Annotated in this window: 21 protein-coding genes and 1 tRNA gene; 19 read left to right on the forward strand and 3 right to left on the reverse strand. The window is 56.7% G+C overall.

The genetic code is table 11. The features are described 5' to 3' along the window. Window positions 1-13 precede the first annotated feature (13 nt). The 3 genes from rbsK to V6607_RS10970 are packed head-to-tail and all read left to right on the forward strand — an operon-like array spanning window position 14 to window position 2,387. Complete coding sequence (gene rbsK / locus V6607_RS10960) at window positions 14-931, forward strand: ribokinase (protein WP_008438691.1); 918 nt, start codon at window positions 14-16, stop codon at window positions 929-931. Then, window positions 928-1,332 carry a D-ribose pyranase gene (rbsD, locus tag V6607_RS10965; RefSeq protein ID WP_008438690.1) on the forward strand — a complete coding sequence of 135 codons (405 nt, stop codon included), beginning with the start codon at window positions 928-930 and terminating at the stop codon, window positions 1,330-1,332. The genes rbsK and rbsD overlap by 4 nt, the downstream gene beginning before the upstream one ends. 26 nt (window positions 1,333-1,358) lie before the next feature. After that, the gene (locus tag V6607_RS10970; RefSeq protein WP_003219953.1) at window positions 1,359-2,387 is read left to right on the forward strand and encodes a nucleoside hydrolase; all 1,029 of its coding nucleotides are present in this window, start codon (window positions 1,359-1,361) and stop codon (window positions 2,385-2,387) included. A gap of 33 nt (window positions 2,388-2,420) precedes the next feature. Here V6607_RS10970 and V6607_RS10975 read toward each other — a convergent pair whose 3' ends face one another. Beyond that, window positions 2,421-2,633, reverse strand: coding sequence for a hypothetical protein (locus V6607_RS10975; protein ID WP_003219951.1), 213 nt, complete (start codon window positions 2,631-2,633; stop codon window positions 2,421-2,423). A gap of 142 nt (window positions 2,634-2,775) precedes the next feature. Between V6607_RS10975 and V6607_RS10980 the strand changes: the two genes are divergently transcribed. After that, on the forward strand, window positions 2,776-3,081 hold the full coding sequence (locus V6607_RS10980; RefSeq protein WP_008438689.1) for a hypothetical protein: 306 nt from the start codon (window positions 2,776-2,778) through the stop codon (window positions 3,079-3,081). 147 nt (window positions 3,082-3,228) lie between these two features. Continuing rightward, window positions 3,229-3,549, forward strand: a complete 321-nt coding sequence (locus V6607_RS10985) for an I78 family peptidase inhibitor (protein WP_008438688.1) — start codon at window positions 3,229-3,231, stop codon at window positions 3,547-3,549. Window positions 3,550-3,622: 73 nt separating this feature from the next. Here V6607_RS10985 and V6607_RS10990 read toward each other — a convergent pair whose 3' ends face one another. Both V6607_RS10990 and V6607_RS10995 read right to left on the reverse strand, forming a co-directional pair. Next, the gene (locus V6607_RS10990) at window positions 3,623-3,835 is read right to left on the reverse strand and encodes a cold-shock protein (RefSeq protein ID WP_003179963.1); all 213 of its coding nucleotides are present in this window, start codon (window positions 3,833-3,835) and stop codon (window positions 3,623-3,625) included. Between the two features lie 289 nt (window positions 3,836-4,124). Continuing rightward, window positions 4,125-4,439, reverse strand: coding sequence for a hypothetical protein (locus V6607_RS10995; protein WP_080673250.1), 315 nt, complete (start codon window positions 4,437-4,439; stop codon window positions 4,125-4,127). A 364-nt stretch (window positions 4,440-4,803) separates the two neighbouring features. Here V6607_RS10995 and thrS point away from each other — a divergent pair, with 364 nt between their 5' ends. The 14 genes from thrS to V6607_RS11065 all read left to right on the forward strand — a co-directional run bounded on the left by thrS (window position 4,804) and on the right by V6607_RS11065 (window position 19,017). Beyond that, a complete protein-coding gene (thrS, locus tag V6607_RS11000; RefSeq protein ID WP_003219944.1) occupies window positions 4,804-6,726 on the forward strand; it encodes a threonine--tRNA ligase in 1,923 nt (640 codons plus the stop codon). After that, window positions 6,726-7,277, forward strand: a complete 552-nt coding sequence (gene infC / locus V6607_RS11005; RefSeq protein WP_169875357.1) for a translation initiation factor IF-3 — start codon at window positions 6,726-6,728, stop codon at window positions 7,275-7,277. Before thrS ends, infC begins: the two co-directional genes overlap by 1 nt. 59 nt (window positions 7,278-7,336) lie before the next feature. Then, window positions 7,337-7,531: a 50S ribosomal protein L35 gene (gene rpmI, locus V6607_RS11010; protein WP_002553160.1), complete on the forward strand. Its 195-nt coding sequence runs from the start codon at window positions 7,337-7,339 to the stop codon at window positions 7,529-7,531. A gap of 28 nt (window positions 7,532-7,559) precedes the next feature. Continuing rightward, window positions 7,560-7,916 carry a 50S ribosomal protein L20 gene (gene rplT / locus V6607_RS11015; protein WP_003219940.1) on the forward strand — a complete coding sequence of 119 codons (357 nt, stop codon included), beginning with the start codon at window positions 7,560-7,562 and terminating at the stop codon, window positions 7,914-7,916. A 109-nt stretch (window positions 7,917-8,025) separates the two neighbouring features. After that, window positions 8,026-9,042, forward strand: a complete 1,017-nt coding sequence (pheS, locus tag V6607_RS11020) for a phenylalanine--tRNA ligase subunit alpha (protein WP_003219939.1) — start codon at window positions 8,026-8,028, stop codon at window positions 9,040-9,042. A gap of 26 nt (window positions 9,043-9,068) precedes the next feature. Next, on the forward strand, window positions 9,069-11,447 hold the full coding sequence (gene pheT / locus V6607_RS11025) for a phenylalanine--tRNA ligase subunit beta (protein ID WP_003219937.1): 2,379 nt from the start codon (window positions 9,069-9,071) through the stop codon (window positions 11,445-11,447). Between the two features lie 3 nt (window positions 11,448-11,450). After that, entirely contained in the window at window positions 11,451-11,753 is a 303-nt protein-coding gene (gene ihfA, locus V6607_RS11030) for an integration host factor subunit alpha (protein ID WP_002553164.1), read from the forward strand. Then, window positions 11,734-12,090 carry a MerR family transcriptional regulator gene (locus tag V6607_RS11035; protein WP_003219935.1) on the forward strand — a complete coding sequence of 119 codons (357 nt, stop codon included), beginning with the start codon at window positions 11,734-11,736 and terminating at the stop codon, window positions 12,088-12,090. The genes ihfA and V6607_RS11035 overlap by 20 nt, the downstream gene beginning before the upstream one ends. Window positions 12,091-12,180: 90 nt before the next feature. Next, a tRNA-Pro gene (locus tag V6607_RS11040) sits at window positions 12,181-12,257 on the forward strand. Between the two features lie 238 nt (window positions 12,258-12,495). After that, window positions 12,496-12,693: a hypothetical protein gene (locus tag V6607_RS11045; protein WP_338743782.1), complete on the forward strand. Its 198-nt coding sequence runs from the start codon at window positions 12,496-12,498 to the stop codon at window positions 12,691-12,693. A gap of 653 nt (window positions 12,694-13,346) precedes the next feature. Next, window positions 13,347-14,333: an ATP-binding protein gene (locus V6607_RS11050; RefSeq protein WP_338743783.1), complete on the forward strand. Its 987-nt coding sequence runs from the start codon at window positions 13,347-13,349 to the stop codon at window positions 14,331-14,333. A 25-nt stretch (window positions 14,334-14,358) separates the two neighbouring features. Next, the gene (locus V6607_RS11055) at window positions 14,359-16,785 is read left to right on the forward strand and encodes a S8 family peptidase (protein WP_338743784.1); all 2,427 of its coding nucleotides are present in this window, start codon (window positions 14,359-14,361) and stop codon (window positions 16,783-16,785) included. 334 nt (window positions 16,786-17,119) lie between these two features. Next, window positions 17,120-18,499 (forward strand): alpha/beta fold hydrolase, encoded by a 1,380-nt coding sequence (locus V6607_RS11060; protein WP_338743785.1) that lies wholly within the window; start codon window positions 17,120-17,122, stop codon window positions 18,497-18,499. A gap of 86 nt (window positions 18,500-18,585) precedes the next feature. Continuing rightward, the gene (locus tag V6607_RS11065; protein ID WP_338743786.1) at window positions 18,586-19,017 is read left to right on the forward strand and encodes a pyrophosphatase; all 432 of its coding nucleotides are present in this window, start codon (window positions 18,586-18,588) and stop codon (window positions 19,015-19,017) included. Window positions 19,018-19,030: the final 13 nt, after the last annotated feature.

The following is a 19,030-nucleotide window of genomic DNA, read 5'->3' on the forward strand; positions in this document are numbered from 1 at the left end:
TGAGTACTGATGTATGCCAGCAAAAGTAGTGGTAATAGGCAGCCTGAACATGGACCTGGTCACCCGGGCCAGTCGGCTGCCCCGCGCCGGTGAAACCCTGATCGGCCAATCGTTTTCCACCGTTCCCGGCGGCAAGGGCGCGAACCAGGCGGTCGCTTCGGCGCGCCTCGGGGCTGAGGTCGCCATGGTCGGCTGCGTGGGCACCGATGCCTATGGCGCGCAATTGCGCGACGCGTTGCTGGTGGAGGGCATTGATTGCCAGGCCGTCAGCACCGTTGACGGTTCCAGCGGGGTGGCGCTGATCGTGGTGGATGACAGCAGCCAGAATGCGATCGTTATTGTCGCCGGTAGCAATGGCGAGCTGACCCCAGCCAAATTACAGGCATTTGACAGTGTGCTGCAGGCTGCCGACGTGATTGTCTGCCAGCTGGAAACGCCGATGGAGACTGTCGGCCATGCCCTCAAGCGCGGTCGCGAGCTGGGCAAGACGGTGATCCTGAACCCGGCGCCGGCCAGTGGTCCGCTGCCCGAGGATTGGTACGCCGCCATCGACTACCTGATTCCCAATGAAAGCGAAGCCTCGGCCTTGAGCGGCGTGGTGGTCGACTCGCTGGACAGCGCCAAGGCCGCCGCCACACGCCTGATCAAGGCCGGTGCTGGCAAAGTGATCATTACCCTCGGCTCCGAAGGCGCGTTGTTTGCCGATGGCCAAGGCTTCGAGCACCTGGTCGCGCCCAAGGTCAAGGCGGTCGATACCACGGCTGCCGGTGACACCTTCGTCGGCGGTTTCGCAGCCGCGCTGGCCAACGGCAGGAGCGAGGCTGAGGCCATTCGTTTCGGCCAGGTAGCCGCCGCGCTGTCCGTGACCCGCGCGGGTGCGCAACCCTCTATTCCCACATTGCATGACGTCCAAGGTTTTGTGCCCTCATGAAAAAGACTCCCTTGCTCAATATCGCGCTGTCGCGGGTGATCGCATCCCTTGGCCATGGCGACATTCTGGTGATCGGTGATGCCGGCTTGCCGGTGCCGCCGGGTGTCGAGCTGATCGACCTGGCGCTGACCAAAGGCATTCCGGATTTCGTCAGTACCTTGCGCATCGTCCTCAGCGAGATGCAGGTGGAAAGCCACGTGCTCGCGGAAGAAATCCTGCTCAAGCAACCGCCGGCCCTGGCGGATCTCAATACCCTGACCGAACAGGCCGCCCTCGGCGAGCGCCGCCTGGTCAGCCATGAAGAGTTCAAGCAGCTCAGCCGCAAGGCGAGGGCGGTGGTGCGCACCGGCGAGTGCCAGCCCTACTGCAATATCGCGCTGGTTTCCGGCGTAACGTTCTAGAATTCCCCAACGACAAGGAGTGCGTCATGCAACGTGGTACCCAAACCCTGCGACACCTGTTCCGGAGTGTGCTGCTTTTGTCCGTGCTAACTGCTGCAAGCGCCCACGCGGCGGAAAAAATCGACCTGATCATCGACACCGACCCCGGTGCCGACGACGTGGTTGCCTTGCTGTTCGCCATGGCTTCGCCCGATGAACTGCAGATCCGCGCGCTGACCACCGTTGCCGGTAACGTGCGCCTCGACAAGACCTCCCGCAACGCACGCCTGGCCCGCGAATGGGCAGGGCGCGAGGACATCCCGGTATATGCCGGTGCACCGAAACCGATGCTGCGCACGCCGATCTACGCTGAAAACATCCATGGCAAGGAAGGTATCTCCGGCGTCACCGTGCATGAGCCGAAAAAAGGCCTGGCCGAAGGCAATGCCGTTGATTACCTGATCAAGACCCTCAGCACCGCCAAGCCCCACAGCATCACCATCGCCATGCTCGGTCCGCAGACCAACCTGGCGCTGGCATTGACCCAGGCGCCGGAGATCACTCAAGGCATCAAGGAAGTGGTGGTGATGGGCGGCGCGCACTTCAACGGCGGCAATATCACGCCGGTGGCCGAGTTCAACCTGTTCGCCGACCCGATCGCGGCCGAGATCGTGCTCAAGAGCGGCGTCAAGCTGACCTACCTGCCGTTGGACGTGACCCACAAGGTCCTGACCAGCGACGCACGCCTGAAGCAAATCGCTGCGCTGAACAACAACGCGAGCAAGGTGGTGGGCGATATTCTCAATGAATACGTCAAGGGCGACATGGAGCACTACGGCATCCCGGGCGGCCCGGTGCATGACGCTACCGTCATTGCCTACCTGCTCAAGCCTGCGCTGTTCAGCGGCCGTGAGGTCAACGTGGTGGTGGACAGCCGTGAAGGCCCGACCTTCGGCCAGACCATCGTCGACTGGTACGATGGCCTGAAACAACCGAAGAACGCGTTCTGGGTTGAAAATGGCGATGCCCAGGGCTTCTTCGATCTGCTGACCGAACGCCTTGGTCGCCTGAAGTAAACAGCCTGCCGGTCGACGTTCGTCGGCCGGGTCTTATTCGCGCTCGGGGTCTGGCGCTCCCATGTGATCGGCCGGGTATTTCTCGAATACCTGGCCGATGAATGCCTGCGCGGCTTGTGTGCCCAGTTCCTTGACCAGCAGGTCGATACCGATGATTGCCAACTCCTCCGGGCTGCCCGGGCTGTAGGAGCTTTGCCCGTGGGGCCACTTGGCTTTGATGTCGGCGTGGATCGTGACGATGGTCATGGGTGTCTCGCGAGGCTGAAAGGCGGTTAGTGCGTTCTGCGTGTGGAGTTAACCATTTTGCGCCGTGTTTGGCACTGCTACTTAGGCATGAGGGGAGGGCTGTGCGACACTGTCCGCCTGTTTAATTGCCAGGGCAAACCGCGTGCAGATCGACTTGAACAACCCCGACAACCTGACGCTGGACGCTGTGCGGCAGCTGCTTGCGTCCGCCAGTGACAACGTTCACACCCAATTGCGCGTTACCAAGGCCGGTATTGCCTACATTTCTTCGGGCGTGGTGGGTGGCGTCGATATCGACGGCCTTCTGTTCCGCCTGGAGACCTGGGCGGCGGGTTCGGGTTATGTCGGCAACGTCGCAGCCAGCGACGAGGTGTGGGTGATGCAGATTTTCAACGCGCTCAAGCAGAACTGGCCAACGCCGCCGTTTGATTACATCGACATCTACTGAGTGCGTTCATATCTGGTGACGATTGATTCGCCAGCGCCCGGTGTCGACTCAGGCAGACTGGCCCACAGCCAATTGTGACAATTCTGAAACCAATCGGCCAAACCACGGTCGCACGATCTCTGTCCATTTTTTCTCAAAGGAGGCTTCATGCCTTGGAAGCTCGCATCATTCGGTACTTTGTTGGCTGCGCTCGCCTTGTCGGGTTGCAGCACCCCGGGTACCTCTGAGCCAGCCAAAGACACTGCCGTGACCGATGCTGGTCATAGCCGCTGTGAGGCGAAGGCTGCCGAGTTCGCAATCGGCCAGAAAGCTTCGCCACAATTGCTGGAACAGGCCCGTAGCCGCGCCGGAGCGCAGAACGCACGCATTCTCAAGCCAGATGACATGGTCACGCTGGAATACCGCTCCGATCGCCTGAACCTCAATACCGATGACAACCTTGTGATCAATCGGGTCAATTGCGGCTGATTGCTCCAGCGCTTTTCTCCAGGCCATAAAAAACCCCGTCACATGGACGGGGTTTTTTTAGTTCGGCGCAGAATTACTCTGGGCGAACCTGTGCAGCTTGCATACCCTTTTGGCCTTTCTCAGCCACGAAGGAAACGGTTTGGCCTTCTTTCAGGCTTTTGAAACCGTCGCTTTCGATAGCTTTGAAGTGTACGAACAGGTCGTCACCGCCACCTTGAGGAGTGATGAAGCCGAAGCCTTTTTCATCGTTGAACCATTTAACGGTGCCGGTTTGGCGATTAGACATGGTGTATCTCCAAGAAACATATATTTTCAGTAGTGCTGTGCTGCTCAGGCCAACTGGGCACACCGAGCTATCATAGTCGAAATGTTCGGCTTGGGAGCCCCCCCAAGGCATTGTTTGCTAATCAATCGCGTTGTGTTTCATGCCTTGGTTGGCTGAAAGCCCCGATCTACGGGGCTTTCAGGCGAAATATCAGCTGTTAAAAAAAGCCGTAAAAGCTGCGTAATTTGTGAGAAATGGCAGTTTTCATGGCGATTTCTGGTCCTTCAGCCGGTCTGGCAGGGTGTAAAAATTACTTTTTCTTCACGACTTTGCAGGACGAAATAGCCGTCACAGCTTTGGTCTTGAGCGCAGGATCTGCGTTCTGGTTGGTCATGAGTTCCTTGATTTCGGCACTGCTCAATTCGGCATTGATTTTGTCCGCGCCACATTCACAGTGGTCTTTGGCGGTTTTGGCATCAACACTTTGCTGGGCGGCTGCGCTGCAATCCTTGATGAAGCTGTCCCGCGCACCGGCAGGCCAGTTCGACGGGGCTGCGGCGTGCGCACCCAGGGACATGAGGGTCAGGGATGCAGCAAGGGCGAAAGTCGAGGTAAAACGCATAATCAAATGCTCCTGGAGTCGTGGACGAACGGCGATTCTCGGTGTGTTTGAGGGTTGCCGTACAGTTCAAGTTCACTTTTGCCCTTAAAAGCCGGGAATTTTCGTTTCCTGAAGCGGCTTCGGCGCCATGACCGTTCATCTGTGCTAGCATCTTTCGCTTGGCCATTTTCCGGCGCGCCCTATGCCGCCTTGCCAAGGTCTTTTTTGTTTAACTCCAGTCACTCTGGTTCGATTATCGGTTGGCCGAAAGGCTCCTGCCGCTGTAAGGCAGGCGTTCATCACTGAACGGCCTGGTATTGGATCTTGTACTGGCTCATCCCAACCCACGTGACCTTTGGTAGGGGTCACCACTAGGAGAGGAGGCGCCATGCCAACTATTACTCTTCCCGACGGCAGTCAACGTTCATTCGATCATTCGGTTTCCGTAGCCGAGGTCGCCGCATCCATTGGTGCTGGCCTGGCCAAGGCCACCGTGGCCGGCAAGGTCGACGGCAAGCTGGTCGACGCCAGCGACCTGATCACCGGCGATGCCAGCCTGCAAATCATCACGCCCAAGGATCAAGAGGGGCTGGAGATCATTCGCCACTCTTGCGCGCACCTGATTGGCCATGCGGTCAAGCAGCTGTACCCAACCGCGAAGATGGTCATCGGCCCGGTCATCGACGAAGGCTTCTATTACGACATCGCCTACGAGCGTCCTTTCACCCCGGACGACCTGGCGGCTATCGAACAGCGCATGCACGCGCTGATCGAAAAAGATTACGACGTCATCAAGAAAGTCACTCCGCGTGCCGAAGTGATCGACGTGTTCACCGCCCGCGGCGAAGACTACAAGCTGCGCCTGGTGGAAGACATGCCGGACGAGCAGGCCATGGGCCTGTATTACCACGAAGAATATGTCGACATGTGCCGTGGCCCGCACGTGCCGAACACACGCTTCCTCAAGTCGTTCAAGCTGACCAAGTTGTCCGGTGCCTACTGGCGCGGTGACGCGAAGAACGAACAGCTGCAGCGGATCTACGGCACTGCCTGGGCTGACAAGAAGCAGCTGGCGGCCTACATCCAGCGCATCGAAGAAGCCGAAAAACGCGACCATCGCAAGATCGGCAAGCGCCTGAACCTGTTCCACCTCCAGGAAGAAGCGCCGGGTATGGTGTTCTGGCACCCGAACGGCTGGACCCTGTACCAGGTGCTCGAGCAGTACATGCGCAAGGTTCAGCGCGACAACGGCTACCTGGAGATCAAGACGCCGCAAGTCGTTGACCGCAGCCTGTGGGAGAAATCCGGGCACTGGGCCAACTACGCCGACAACATGTTCACCACCCAGTCGGAAAACCGCGACTACGCCATCAAGCCGATGAACTGCCCGTGCCACGTACAGGTGTTCAACCAGGGCCTGAAGAGCTACCGCGAGTTGCCGATGCGCCTGGCCGAGTTCGGTGCCTGCCACCGTAACGAGCCATCGGGTGCACTGCACGGCATCATGCGCGTGCGCGGCTTCACTCAGGATGACGCCCACATCTTCTGCACCGAAGAGCAGATGCAGGCCGAATCCGCTGCGTTCATCAAGCTGACCATGGACGTGTACCGCGATTTCGGTTTCACCGAAGTCGAGATGAAGCTGTCCACTCGTCCGGAAAAACGCGTCGGTTCCGACGAGCTGTGGGACCGAGCCGAAGCTGCACTGGCTGCAGCGCTGGACAGTGCGGGGCTTGCATACGACTTGCAGCCGGGCGAGGGCGCGTTCTACGGTCCGAAGATCGAGTTCTCGCTGAAAGATTGCCTTGGTCGCGTCTGGCAGTGTGGTACCCTGCAGCTCGATTTTAACCTGCCGATCCGTCTGGGAGCCGAATACGTCTCCGAAGACAACAGCCGTAAACACCCGGTTATGCTGCACCGGGCGATCCTCGGCTCGTTCGAACGGTTCGTCGGGATCCTGATCGAGCACTACGAGGGTGCATTCCCTGCGTGGCTGGCTCCGACCCAGGCAGTGATCATGAATATCACTGATAAACAGGCAGATTTTGCCGCTGAAGTTGAAAAAACTCTCAATGAAAGCGGATTTCGTGCCAAGTCCGACTTGAGAAATGAAAAGATCGGCTTTAAAATCCGCGAGCATACTTTGCTCAAGGTTCCCTATCTTTTGGTTATCGGAGATCGGGAAGTCGAGATGCAGACTGTCGCTGTGCGTACTCGTGAAGGTGCTGACCTGGGCTCGATGCCCGTCGCCCAGTTCGCTGAGTTCCTCGCGCAAGCGGTTTCCCGGCGTGGTCGCCCAGATTCGGAGTAATTATTATTAAGCGTGAAATGAGACAAGATAAACGAGCTGCACCGAAAGCCCCGATCAACGAGAATATCTCGGCACGCGAGGTTCGGTTAATTGGCGCTGACGGCGAGCAGATTGGCATCGTCTCGATTGATGAAGCGCTTCGTATTGCTGAAGAGTCCAAATTGGACCTGGTGGAAATCTCCGCCGACGCAATCCCACCCGTTTGCCGGGTGATGGACTACGGCAAGTCGATCTTCGAGAAGAAGAAGCAGATTGCCGCGGCGAAGAAGAACCAGAAGCAGATTCAAGTAAAAGAAATCAAGTTTCGTCCAGGGACGGAGGAAGGGGATTACCAGGTAAAACTGCGCAACCTGGTACGTTTCCTGAGTGATGGGGACAGGGCCAAGGTATCCTTGCGATTCCGCGGCCGTGAGATGGCCCACCAGGAGCTGGGGATGGAACTCCTCAAGCGGGTTGAAGCTGACCTGCTCGAGTACGGTTCGGTCGAACAGCATCCTAAGATGGAAGGACGCCAGCTTATTATGGTCATCGCCCCGAAAAAGAAGAAGTAATCAATAGGGCACGGCAGGCCTTCTGATTATGTTTATCAACTGAATGCGGAGTACCGAACATGCCAAAGATGAAAACTAAAAGTGGTGCTGCTAAGCGGTTTCTGAAAACTGCTAACGGTATCAAGCACAAGCACGCTTTCAAGAGCCACATCCTGACTAAAATGTCGACCAAGCGTAAGCGTCAACTGCGCGGTAGCAGCTTGCTGCATCCGTCTGACGTGGCAAAAGTCGAGCGCATGCTGCGCCTTCGTTAATTTTAGTCAAGAATAGAGGAAGTAACTCATGGCTCGTGTAAAGCGTGGCGTCATGGCGCGTAAGCGCCACAAGAAAATTCTGAAACTTGCTAAAGGCTACTACGGCGCGCGTTCACGCGTATTCCGTGTTGCCAAGCAAGCGGTTATCAAGGCTGGCCAATACGCCTACCGTGACCGTCGTCAGAAAAAACGTCAGTTCCGCGCTCTGTGGATCGCTCGTATCAACGCTGGTGCACGTGTTAACGGTCTGTCCTACAGCCGTTTCATCGCTGGCCTGAAAAAAGCGTCCATCGAGATCGACCGTAAGGTTCTGGCTGATCTGGCAGTGAACGAAAAAGCGGCGTTTGCTGCGATTGTCGAGAAAGCTAAAGCCACCTTGGCTTAAGTACCCCCGACAGTCACCCTGGGTCGCTTCCGCGGCCCACGGTGTTAAACGTCTTAAATAGGGGAAGAGCCTTCAAGCTCTTCCCCTATTTTGTATCTGGAGTCTGTACATGGAAAACCTGGATGCGCTGGTCTCTCAAGCACTAGAGGCTGTGCAAAGCGCAGAAGATATCAATGCCCTGGAGCAAATCCGGGTTCACTACCTTGGCAAAAAGGGTGAATTGACTCAGGTGATGAAGACCCTGGGGAATTTGCCGGCTGAAGAGCGTCCGCAAGTCGGTGCGCTGATCAACGTGGCCAAGGAGCGTGTTACAGAGGTTCTCAATGCGCGCAAGGCGTCGCTCGAGGAGGCTGATCTTGCGGCCAAGCTCGCCGCCGAATCCATTGACGTGACCCTGCCTGGCCGTGGCCAGACCTCGGGCGGCCTGCATCCGATTACCCGGACTCTGGAACGTATCGAGCAGTTCTTCACCCACATCGGCTACGGCATTGCCGAAGGCCCTGAGGTCGAAGACGACTATCACAACTTCGAGGCGCTCAACATCCCAGGCCACCACCCGGCCCGGTCGATGCATGACACCTTCTATTTCAACGCGAACATGCTGCTGCGCACCCATACCTCGCCGGTACAGGTCCGCACCATGGAATCGCAGAAGCCGCCGATCCGCATCGTCTGCCCAGGCCGTGTGTATCGCAGCGACTCCGATATCACCCACTCGCCGATGTTCCACCAGGTCGAAGGCCTGCTGGTTGATCGCGACATCAACTTCGCCGACCTCAAAGGCACCATCGAAGAGTTCCTGCGGGTGTTCTTCGAGAAGGAGCTGGCGGTACGTTTCCGTCCTTCATTCTTCCCGTTCACCGAGCCATCCGCTGAAGTCGATATGGAATGCGTGATGTGCAGCGGTAAAGGCTGCCGCGTCTGCAAACAGACCGGCTGGCTGGAAGTGATGGGTTGCGGCATGGTTCACCCCAACGTGCTGCGCATGTCCGGGATCGACCCGGAAGAATTCTCGGGCTTTGCCTTCGGCATGGGCGTTGAGCGTCTGGCCATGCTGCGTTACGGCGTGAACGACTTGCGTCTGTTCTTCGACAACGACTTGCGGTTCCTCGCGCAATTTCGCTAGTCGTAACGGATCTTTAGGAGAGCAGGATGAAATTCAGTGAACAATGGCTGCGTGGCTGGGTAAGCCCGCAGGTAAGTCGCGACGAGCTGGTTGCTCGTCTGTCGATGGCCGGCCTTGAGGTCGATAGCGTTACGCCGGCCGCCGGTGTTTTCAGTGGTGTGGTTGTGGGTGAGGTGCTGAGCACCGAGCAACACCCGGACGCTGACAAGTTGCGTGTGTGCCAGGTCAGCAACGGCGCGGAAACCTTCCAGGTCGTGTGCGGAGCGCCAAACGTGCGCCCGGGCCTGAAAATTCCGTTCGCCATGATCGGTGCCGAGCTGCCAGGCGACTTCAAGATCAAGAAGGCCAAGCTGCGTGGCGTCGAGTCCAACGGCATGCTGTGCTCCCAGGCGGAACTGCAGGTCGGTGAAGGCAACGATGGCCTGATGGAACTGCCGGCCGATGCGCCAGTGGGCCAGGACATCCGTGTCTACCTGGAACTGGAAGACGCCAGCATCGAGGTCGACCTGACCCCGAACCGTGGCGACTGCCTGTCGCTGGCGGGCCTGGCGCGTGAAGTCGGCGCACTGTACGCCGCGACCGTGACCCGCCCGGTGGTTGCAGCGGTACCTGCCGTGCACGACGAAGTGCGTTCGATCGAAGTGCTGGCCCCCAATGCCTGCCCACGTTACCTGGGTCGCGTGATCCGTAACGTCGACCTGTCCAAGCCAACCCCGCTGTGGATGGTTGAGCGCCTGCGCCGTTCCGAAGTGCGCAGCATCGACGCTGCCGTCGACATCACCAACTACGTGATGCTGGAACTGGGCCAACCGCTGCACGCCTTCGACCTCGCCGAAATCAACGGCGGCATCCGCGTGCGCATGGCCGAAGAAGGCGAGAAGCTGGTACTGCTCGACGGCCAGGAAGTCAGCCTGCGTGCCGACACCCTGGTGATCGCTGACCATTCCCGCGCCCTGGCGATTGCCGGCGTGATGGGGGGTGAGCACAGTGGCGTGTCCGCAACCACTCGCGACATCTTTCTCGAAAGCGCTTTCTTCGATCAGATCGCCATCGCTGGCAAGGCCCGTTCCTATGGCCTGCACACCGACGCCTCGCACCGCTACGAGCGTGGCGTGGACTGGCAGCTGGCCCGTGAAGCCATGGAGCGCGCCACTGGCCTGCTGCTGGAAATCACTGGCGGCGAAGCCGGCCCGATCATCGAAACCGTCAGCGAACAGCACCTGCCGTCGGTTGCACCGATCATCCTGCGCGCCAAGGCCGTTGAGCAAATGCTCGGCCTGGTGATCGAGCCGGTTGAAATCGAGCGCCTGCTGTCGGCACTCGGCCTCGGCATCTCGGCCGGTGAAGCAGGGCAGTGGCACGTAGAAGTGCCAAGCCATCGCTTCGATATCAGCCTGGAAGTCGACCTGATCGAAGAACTGGCCCGCCTGTACGGCTACAACCGCCTGCCGGTTCGTTACCCGCAAGCGCGCCTGGCGCCGCAGCCGAAAGCCGAAGCCCGTGCACACCTGCCGGAACTGCGTCGCCTGCTGGTTGCCCGTGGTTATCAGGAAGCGGTGACCTACAGCTTCATCGATCCAAAGCAATTCGAACTGTTCAACCCGGGTGTCGAGCCGCTGTTGCTGGCTAACCCGATCTCCAACGACATGGCCGCCATGCGCTCGTCGCTGTGGCCGGGTCTGGTTAAGGCGCTTTCCCACAACCTGAACCGTCAGCAAGACCGCGTGCGCATGTTCGAAAGCGGCCTGCGTTTCGTCGGTCAGCTGGATGGCCTGAAACAAGAGCCGATGCTGGCTGGTGTGGTTTGCGGCAGCCGTCTGCCGGAAGGCTGGGCACAAGGTCGCGACACCGTCGACTTCTTCGACGTCAAGGCCGATGTGGAAGCGGTGCTGGGCTTTGCCGGTGCGCTGGATGCCTTCACTTTCACCCCTGGCAAACACCCGGCGTTGCACCCGGGCCAGACCGCCCGTATCGAACGTGAAGGTCGCCTGGTGGGCTTCGTTGGCGCGATTCACCCGGAACTGTCGAAAACCTTGGGGCTGGACCGTCCAGTCTTCGTTTTTGAGCTAGTCTTGGCTGAAGTGGCCTCGGGCAAAATGCCTAAATTCAGCGAGTTGTCGCGTTTCCCTGAAGTACGACGTGATCTGGCGCTGATTGCCGATCAAGGTGTTGCGGCCAGTGCTGTTCTGGACGTAATCCGTGAAAATGCAGGGGAATGGCTGACAGACCTCAGGCTATTTGACGTCTATCAGGGTAAAGGCATTGATCCGCATAGAAAAAGCCTTGCAGTTGGCTTGACCTGGCAGCATCCATCGCGCACTCTTAATGACGATGAGGTGAATACGACGACGCAAAATATCCTCACCTCGCTCGAACAAAGGTTGAACGCCACGTTAAGGAAGTGACGTATGGGGGCTTTGACGAAAGCTGAGATGGCGGAACGTCTGTATGAAGAGCTGGGCCTGAACAAGCGCGAGGCCAAGGAATTGGTCGAGCTGTTCTTTGAAGAAATCAGGCACGCACTTGAAGACAACGAACAGGTCAAATTGTCCGGTTTCGGCAATTTTGACCTGCGGGACAAACGCCAGCGGCCTGGCCGCAATCCAAAAACGGGAGAAGAAATCCCGATCACGGCTCGCCGTGTGGTCACCTTTCGTCCAGGGCAGAAGTTGAAGGCCCGAGTTGAGGCTTATGCTGGAACCAAGTCATAACGACGAACTGCCCGTCATCCCAGGCAAACGCTACTTCACCATTGGTGAAGTCAGCGAGCTTTGTGCGGTAAAGCCGCACGTGCTGCGCTATTGGGAGCAGGAGTTTCCTCAACTCAACCCCGTCAAACGCACCGGGAACCGTCGGTATTATCAGCGCCAGGATGTGCTGATGATCCGACAGATCCGTGCGTTGCTGTACGACCAGGGGTTCACCATCAGCGGCGCGCGCCAGCGTATGTCCGGTGATGAAGCCAAAGACGACACCACCCAATACAAGCAAATGATCCGCCAGATGATCTCCGAACTCGAAGATGTGCTGGTGGTTTTGAAGAAGTAATTCCGGCTTTTAAAATACTTCCACATTTCAAAAGCTTGCGGTATATTCCTGATCGCTTCGTTGCGAAGCGAACCCAGTAACACGCCTAGTCGGGGCGTAGCGCAGTCCGGTAGCGCACTAGCATGGGGTGCAAGGGGTCGAGTGTTCGAATCACTCCGTCCCGACCATTTATTCTAAAGAAATCCAAGAGCTTAGCGGTTCTTGGATTTTTTTATGCCCAAGCTTTCCTCCCCTCTCACGTTTTTGCCCCCACTTTTTGCCCCACCTAGATTTTCCTCCGTTCTAACGGCCCCCCTACGTATGTCCTAGCTTGCTCTGGAATCAACGCCAGTGGGTGCAAGTACTTTGCTGAGGTAATGGAATAGCGTATCTACATCACACCAGACGTGGGTCTGCAGTGATCTAATGAAACCTGGCATCGTCGGCTGTGCGAGGTTGATCAGGAGATGGTTGCCGCAGGCTAGGTGTACCGATACGCACAAGGCCTTGATGAGCGAGATAGCGCAGCTTCGCAAGGAACTGGGTTTCCTGATTGACGCGGACAACTTCTATCGCAAGCTGAAAATCTTGATCGATGTGATGAGCTGGCTGCGCAGCGGATGAACCTTCCATATATAGGCAGACCGGGGGCCGGATCACCGATTCACACACCAGGAACACGCTAATTCACATCCACCGATGTGGGCAGATCAATTGCGGCGAACCCATTGCCCCTAATACCGCCCCGGCTGATAGCTCACCACAAACGCCCCTGCGCTGCGAATCCCCGCCCTTCGAAAGTCAAGTTGGTACAGGCGGCGACCGTTCGTCGGGGACATGCCTGCGACGGAATCCTCGTATGCATATTCAGAAAGGGAGCAAGATGCAACGCACACGGCGTGCAGCCGCTCGTGAAGCCCTAGTTACCCCACGGACGCCCCAGCATTTTCGTTCTGACAAGCGCCAAATGGGCACCGCCTGAATGCACAGCTAAGCCGCCAGACCTAGCGATAGCAAAATGACACCAGCCTAGCTTCGTGTACTGGACAAAATGCCACCATTTCGATACCCTATTTTCAACAATAAAGGGTGACATTCAGAAGTTCATCAGTAGGTTAGCGGTGCTACCTTAAACGTTGTATTTGGAATGGAGTCCACGATGATGTTCGCTCAGACCTGTCTATCCTGTTAGCGCATTACTGCTGAGATCAATTTTGATCAGGGATTAGTTTCATGAGCCAACGGCTCAGAAAACTCTCTACTGCAGGAAACAAAAAATGGCTAACGGAAAAATCCTCAGGCAACTCTTCAAAGCTGGCACCCTAGGTGATCCAGCGGCGTTTCGCCTCGCATCCGAAGCGATTATTGAAGAAGAGCGCCAGAAGCAGCATCACCTGCTTGCTAACGATCTGGAACAGATTCTCTACGGCGGAGACCTGCACAAGCAGTCTTCCCCCAGAAAACCAAAGTTTGAGTTCGATATTCCTACGGATAAAGAGCGCGGGCTTCCTCTGCTCGACATTCGTCCTCCCAAGCGTTCGCTGGAAGAAATCATCCTCCCAGAAACCAGCTCTGCAATGGTTGAAGAAATGCTGGAGGAGCATCGTCGTTCGGACATCCTGCGCAGCTACGGTATGAGGCCTTCGGGTAAGGTCATCTTCTTCGGCCCTCCTGGTTGCGGTAAAACGCTCGCAGCCGAAGTGGTGGCTTTTGAACTGGATAGACCACTGGCGATTGTTCGCCTGGACGCGCTCGTTTCGTCGTTTTTGGGCGAGACCGCTGCCAACCTGCGCAAAGTCTTTGAATTCATTGCCGACCATTCGCTGGTCGTACTTTTCGATGAGTTCGATGCCATTGGTAAGGAACGCGGCGACAGCGCGGAGCACGGCGAGCTTCGCCGTGTAGTCAATGCGGTGTTGCAGATGATGGATGCCTATGACGGCAAAAGCTTGATCCTTGCTGCGACCAACCATGAGAACATCCTGGACTCGGCCATCTGGCGTCGCTTTGACGAGGCGATCGAGTTCCCGCTCCCGAACCGCGCACAATTGACGCTGTTACTTAAGCTCAAACTGAGGGGCATTCGGCGGCAGTTTGAATTGGACGACGACGAGCTACTCGCAGAGTTTGAAGGGAAAAGCGGGGCCGACCTAGAGCGTGTGGTTCGCAGGGCCGTTAAAAGAATGATTTTGAGGGGCCAAGAATTCCTTACTATCAAAGAACTGCGCAGCGCTCTTGTTCGCGAAGGACTTCGAAAACATTAACCACCTGAAATCAGGGATGATGTAATTGGCTACCTACCAACACCTCACGATCAATCGTGAGCAGCTTAATAATGCTCGTCGCACGAGACAAGCGCCTCCCCCGCGAAAGATTGATGACCTCAGAGGCCATGGGCAGAAGCTCAATGGCTATTTCGCGACCGCCAAAGCTGAAGTCCAAAAGCAGAACGCCTCCAAAGACAGCGCCACCTATATCTTGAAGATCCGCTATGAGGGGGCATTGAACTTCAAGCACCTCAACATTCATGGCCTAGAATTTGTAAGCCATGAGGGCAAGGAATTATGCGTTGTCTTCGCTACCGAAGAAGGGCTCGCTAAATTCCAGGAGCATCTGAACAAGTTGGGGGTTTCAGGCGAAAGCCTCACCTACAAACAGGTGCTGACCGCGATTGAAGGCATTGACAGCTGGTCTGCCGAGGATCGGATGAGTTGGGCACTTCAGAACAAAGGAATGCCTCAAACGCAGACATTCAGTCTGGATGTGGAGCTCTGGCCGTATCACACTGCCAACCATCCTGTCCGGCTCAGAACCCACATCAATTTTGAAGCCTGGCTGGCTAGTATCGGCGCGAGCCAAATTGATCGCATCAACCTGGACAGCCTCCTCATGTATCGGGTGGAGGTTAACCAGGAACAGGCCGATCAGTTGTTGGATCATCGCGACGTCCGCCTGGTAGACCTCATTCCTCAGACCGGTATCAACTTTCCCCAACTGAACCGTGATATTGCTGAGCTTCCGCTCAACATTCTCGCACCGCACGCAGATGCTGCCCGAGTATGCATCTTGGACAGCGGCATCAACACCAACCATCCGCTGCTGCGCTCCGCTATCGGTGAGAGCCACTCGTTTGTTCGTGGTCAGGATGAATTTGATGAGGCGGGCCACGGTACAGCGGTGGCAGGAATCGTGCTGTATGGCGACGTTGAAGCTTGCGATCAGAGCAACTACTGGCATCCCGCATTTTGGCTGTTCAACGCCAAAGTGATGCGCAAGTGTGAGCACTCAGACGAGGCAGTGTTTGATGAACACTCGGTCGAAACAACGCTCACCAATGCCATCGAACATTTCATTGACCTAGGCTGCAGAATTTTCAACCTGTCGCTAGGTAATTCAAACGCGCCCTACGACGGTATGCATGTCCGAGGACTGGCGTACATCCTCGATGTTCTTGCACGCAAACATAACGTTCTGTTCGTGGTGTCGACCGGAAACTTTCGCGGATCAATGAATCCGCCCGTTCCCGTGAATAGCTGGCGAGAAGAGTACCCGGAGTATCTCCTGAACCCGCAAAGCGTGATCATCGATCCAGCCCCGGCGCTGAACGTGTTGACGGTGGGGAGCGTTGCTCGCCATAACGCCACCGTGGATAGCCAGAAATATCCCGACATCCATCAGCTTTCGCCGGCTAGCGAATCACAGCCATCCCCTTTTACACGGCACGGCCCCTCTGTGAAAGGCGCACTCAAACCTGAGCTGGTAGCAGCTGGCGGCAATCTCGCCAGTCCGATGCGGCGCGATGGGGAGCAATGGGATCCCAGCACAAGAGGACTTGGCGTACTCACGCTCAATAATGCGTTTCAGGGCAACACCGTCTTCAAGGAAATCAGCGGAACGAGCTTTTCGGCCCCATACGTCACGCATTTGGCAGGGCGCTTGCTGAACGAATACCCCGAGGCGTCGGCAAATTTACTTCGAGCGATGCTTGTCAATCACGCTTATTTCCCGGCGGAAGTTGAATCAACCTTCACTGACGAAATGAAGAAGGCTTACCACAAAGACAAGGCGACTTGGCAGCGCGAAATCGCCCGAGACGTAGGTGGATATGGCCAAATCAGCGACAACGATCTTTTCCGATCTTCCGACCATTGCGTCGTGCTGATGTGTGAAGAAGCCATTGAGCGCGATTCCAGCCAATTCTATGAACTCCCTCTTCCTCCCTCATTCCTTCGCGCGTCACGCGGGCAGCGAGAGCTCAGCATCACCTTGGCTTACACGCCGGCTGTTCGAACAACACGGATCGAGTACGTCGCCACTCAGATCAGCTATCGACTGGTAAAAGGGGATTCCCTGGAAGCGGTGCAGAAGTCCTTCAATCACGCCTACCAGAAGGACGAAGCGACTCGCAACGATGACATGACCGGAAATCGTGACATCTCGGCGCAGTTGCGTAGTAAAGGCACTGTTCAATCCTCAAGGTGGACGTTCAAACAACGCAACCCCAAAGAAAAGTGGTTCGTCGTTGTCACCCGATCAGACAGAGACTGGAATCACCCCGATGTTCTGGACAAGGAACAGTACGCACTCGTGGTGACTGTCGCCGATCGGGACAATGAAGAAGCGCAGCTTTACACACAAATTGAGACCGTCCTTGCTGCACAGGTTCAAGCACGCAATCAGGCACAACTGGAGGCCCGTCAACGCGCAACGAGCTGAGTCGAGATTTGAGGTCGGAGAACGCGCCATAAGCCAGGTGCCGTATACGTTTCACACTGATACCTAGCCTGTCGTCCAGACCAAAGCCAATACCGGACACGGACAGGCAACCGACTCTCGCAACGGCTCACGCATATATTGGCTGGATCGAGCACCGGTCAGGCAGTGTACAATTCGCCATCATGCCAATGCGCCAAGCTCAAACCCAGCTGTGCGGTCGATGGCGAATAGAACAGGATTGTCAGGGAACGAAATGAGGACACGAGAGGATCTGAAACTCGCAGCCGCAATATTGTGGCTAAACATTCATTCCGCTAGAGCCACTGATAGGATTGTGAGCTCTATTGGGGTCTATCGTATCTGGCAAAACGCACCTGCCGACGAGTTTCAGAACACGCTTGTTTTCAGCTTAAAAACATCCAGCATGATGGTTCTAGAGCGTCTGTTAGCACATCTGCAGGATCTCAGACTGAGCCCTCAGTCTGACGAGCTGCTGCTTCTGCTGAACAGCATGTCAGAAGCTCAGTTTTCCAGCTACGCCAGAACCCACAGCTTCAAACAGGTGGTGAGGGACTCCATCACATTGCCATCTGAGATGGTAGGCAGCTTGGGCATCGACACCGCTGACAGCTACCACTCCGAACCCAAAGCCGGTCGACCGACTGCAGGCCCAGAAACTCCAGACATCCGTGTGAAACCTTTGAGCCAGATCCACCCGGCTCCGTTCACATCGCAGGGATTTGGAGTGACTGCGCCGAACGCGACGACCCATAGCGTCTTTTTTGGGACGGACAGGAACCATATCTCCAGCCACCTAAAATCTGAGTTTGGCGACGCGCGAAACGAAGCCGGCATCACCTATGGCGTCGCAGAGGTTTCGATCCCTCACGTTCATAGCGAAGGAAGCATCGAGCGCCCGAAAAAAAAGTTCAGGCTCTTCGCAACGGCTGAAAACCCCAACCTGCATATCGTCATCCACAAACTTAGCATCCGCACCCTACAGGACTGGATTGAGTCAGCGGAGATGACCGACGCTGATGGCCTGCTCTTCATACATGGCTTTAATGTCACCTTTGATGAGGCGCTTTGGCGCACCAGTCAGCTCTGCCATGACCTGAAGTTTGCCGGGCGCAAATTCTGTTACTCGTGGGCGTCTTGCGGCAGGGTTCTGAGCTACCCAACAGACGAAGCAACTATTGACTGGTCGGTGGCACACCTTCGCGAGTTCCTGCACACCATCACCCAAAACCTCGGCCTGAGGCGGCTCCATATCATCGCGCACAGCATGGGGAATCGAGCTCTGCTTGCCGTGCTTGAGAACTGGACGCATGTGGAGGGAGAAACGCCGATCAGCCAGATAGTCCTGGCTGCTCCCGATGTAGATACGGGGCGTTTCAAGCAAATTGCCAAGGCGTTTGGCCATTATGATCAGGTAACGCTGTACGCCTCGCGCGACGATAGGGCCATCAAAGTCTCCAGGGCTGTCAAATCACTGCCCAGGGCAGGAGATGCCAATCCCCCCATTGTCATGACAGGGCTGTCGACGGTCGATGTCACAGCCGTCGCCGGCGAGCTGTTCGGGCTTGGGCATAGCTACATCGCCGCTACCTCCCCCGTGTTCCGTGACCTGTATTACATCATCCAGGAGGGGTTGGCCCCGGAGAAGCGAGCCGGGGTTCGCAAATGCGATGACGGGTATTACATACTCAGCTAGAGAGGCCAGGCTAGAGGTTTGCTTTGTCGCCAAAAAAAAGCGTAGTGTCAGTCGCAACCCCAACGACCTGCTGCAGGAGAAATAGGATGGCGAAGACGTTCCGAGATCGAATCCAGTCGATGAATGAGATGTACAAGCTGCCCGTCCACGACTCGCCGCACCTCTTCGAGGGTACCGACGAGCGTCTGTTGAAGTTCAAGAAGACACTGCTGGATGAGGTTCACGAGATCGATGAGATTGTCGCGAGCATCAAGGAAGGAGCAAATCCTCTGGACATACAGGTCGCGTTGGCCGACCTCTTGGGGGATGTGATCGTGTACTGCCGCTCTGAGGCCATGAAATACGGACTTCCGCTGGAAGAGGTCTTGGACGTCATCATGGATAGCAACGAAAGCAAGCTGGGTGCTGACGGAAAGCCTATTTACGACGAGAATGGAAAATTCCTGAAAGGCCCTGCGTACTGGAAGCCGGAACCACGGATCAGAGACCTTCTAGCAGGCTACACGCCCAAAAAATGATTCCGTCACCGAG

Origin of the sequence: Pseudomonas sp. KK18 (assembly GCF_037094675.1) — a bacterium.
Lineage (GTDB): Bacteria > Pseudomonadota > Gammaproteobacteria > Pseudomonadales > Pseudomonadaceae > Aquipseudomonas.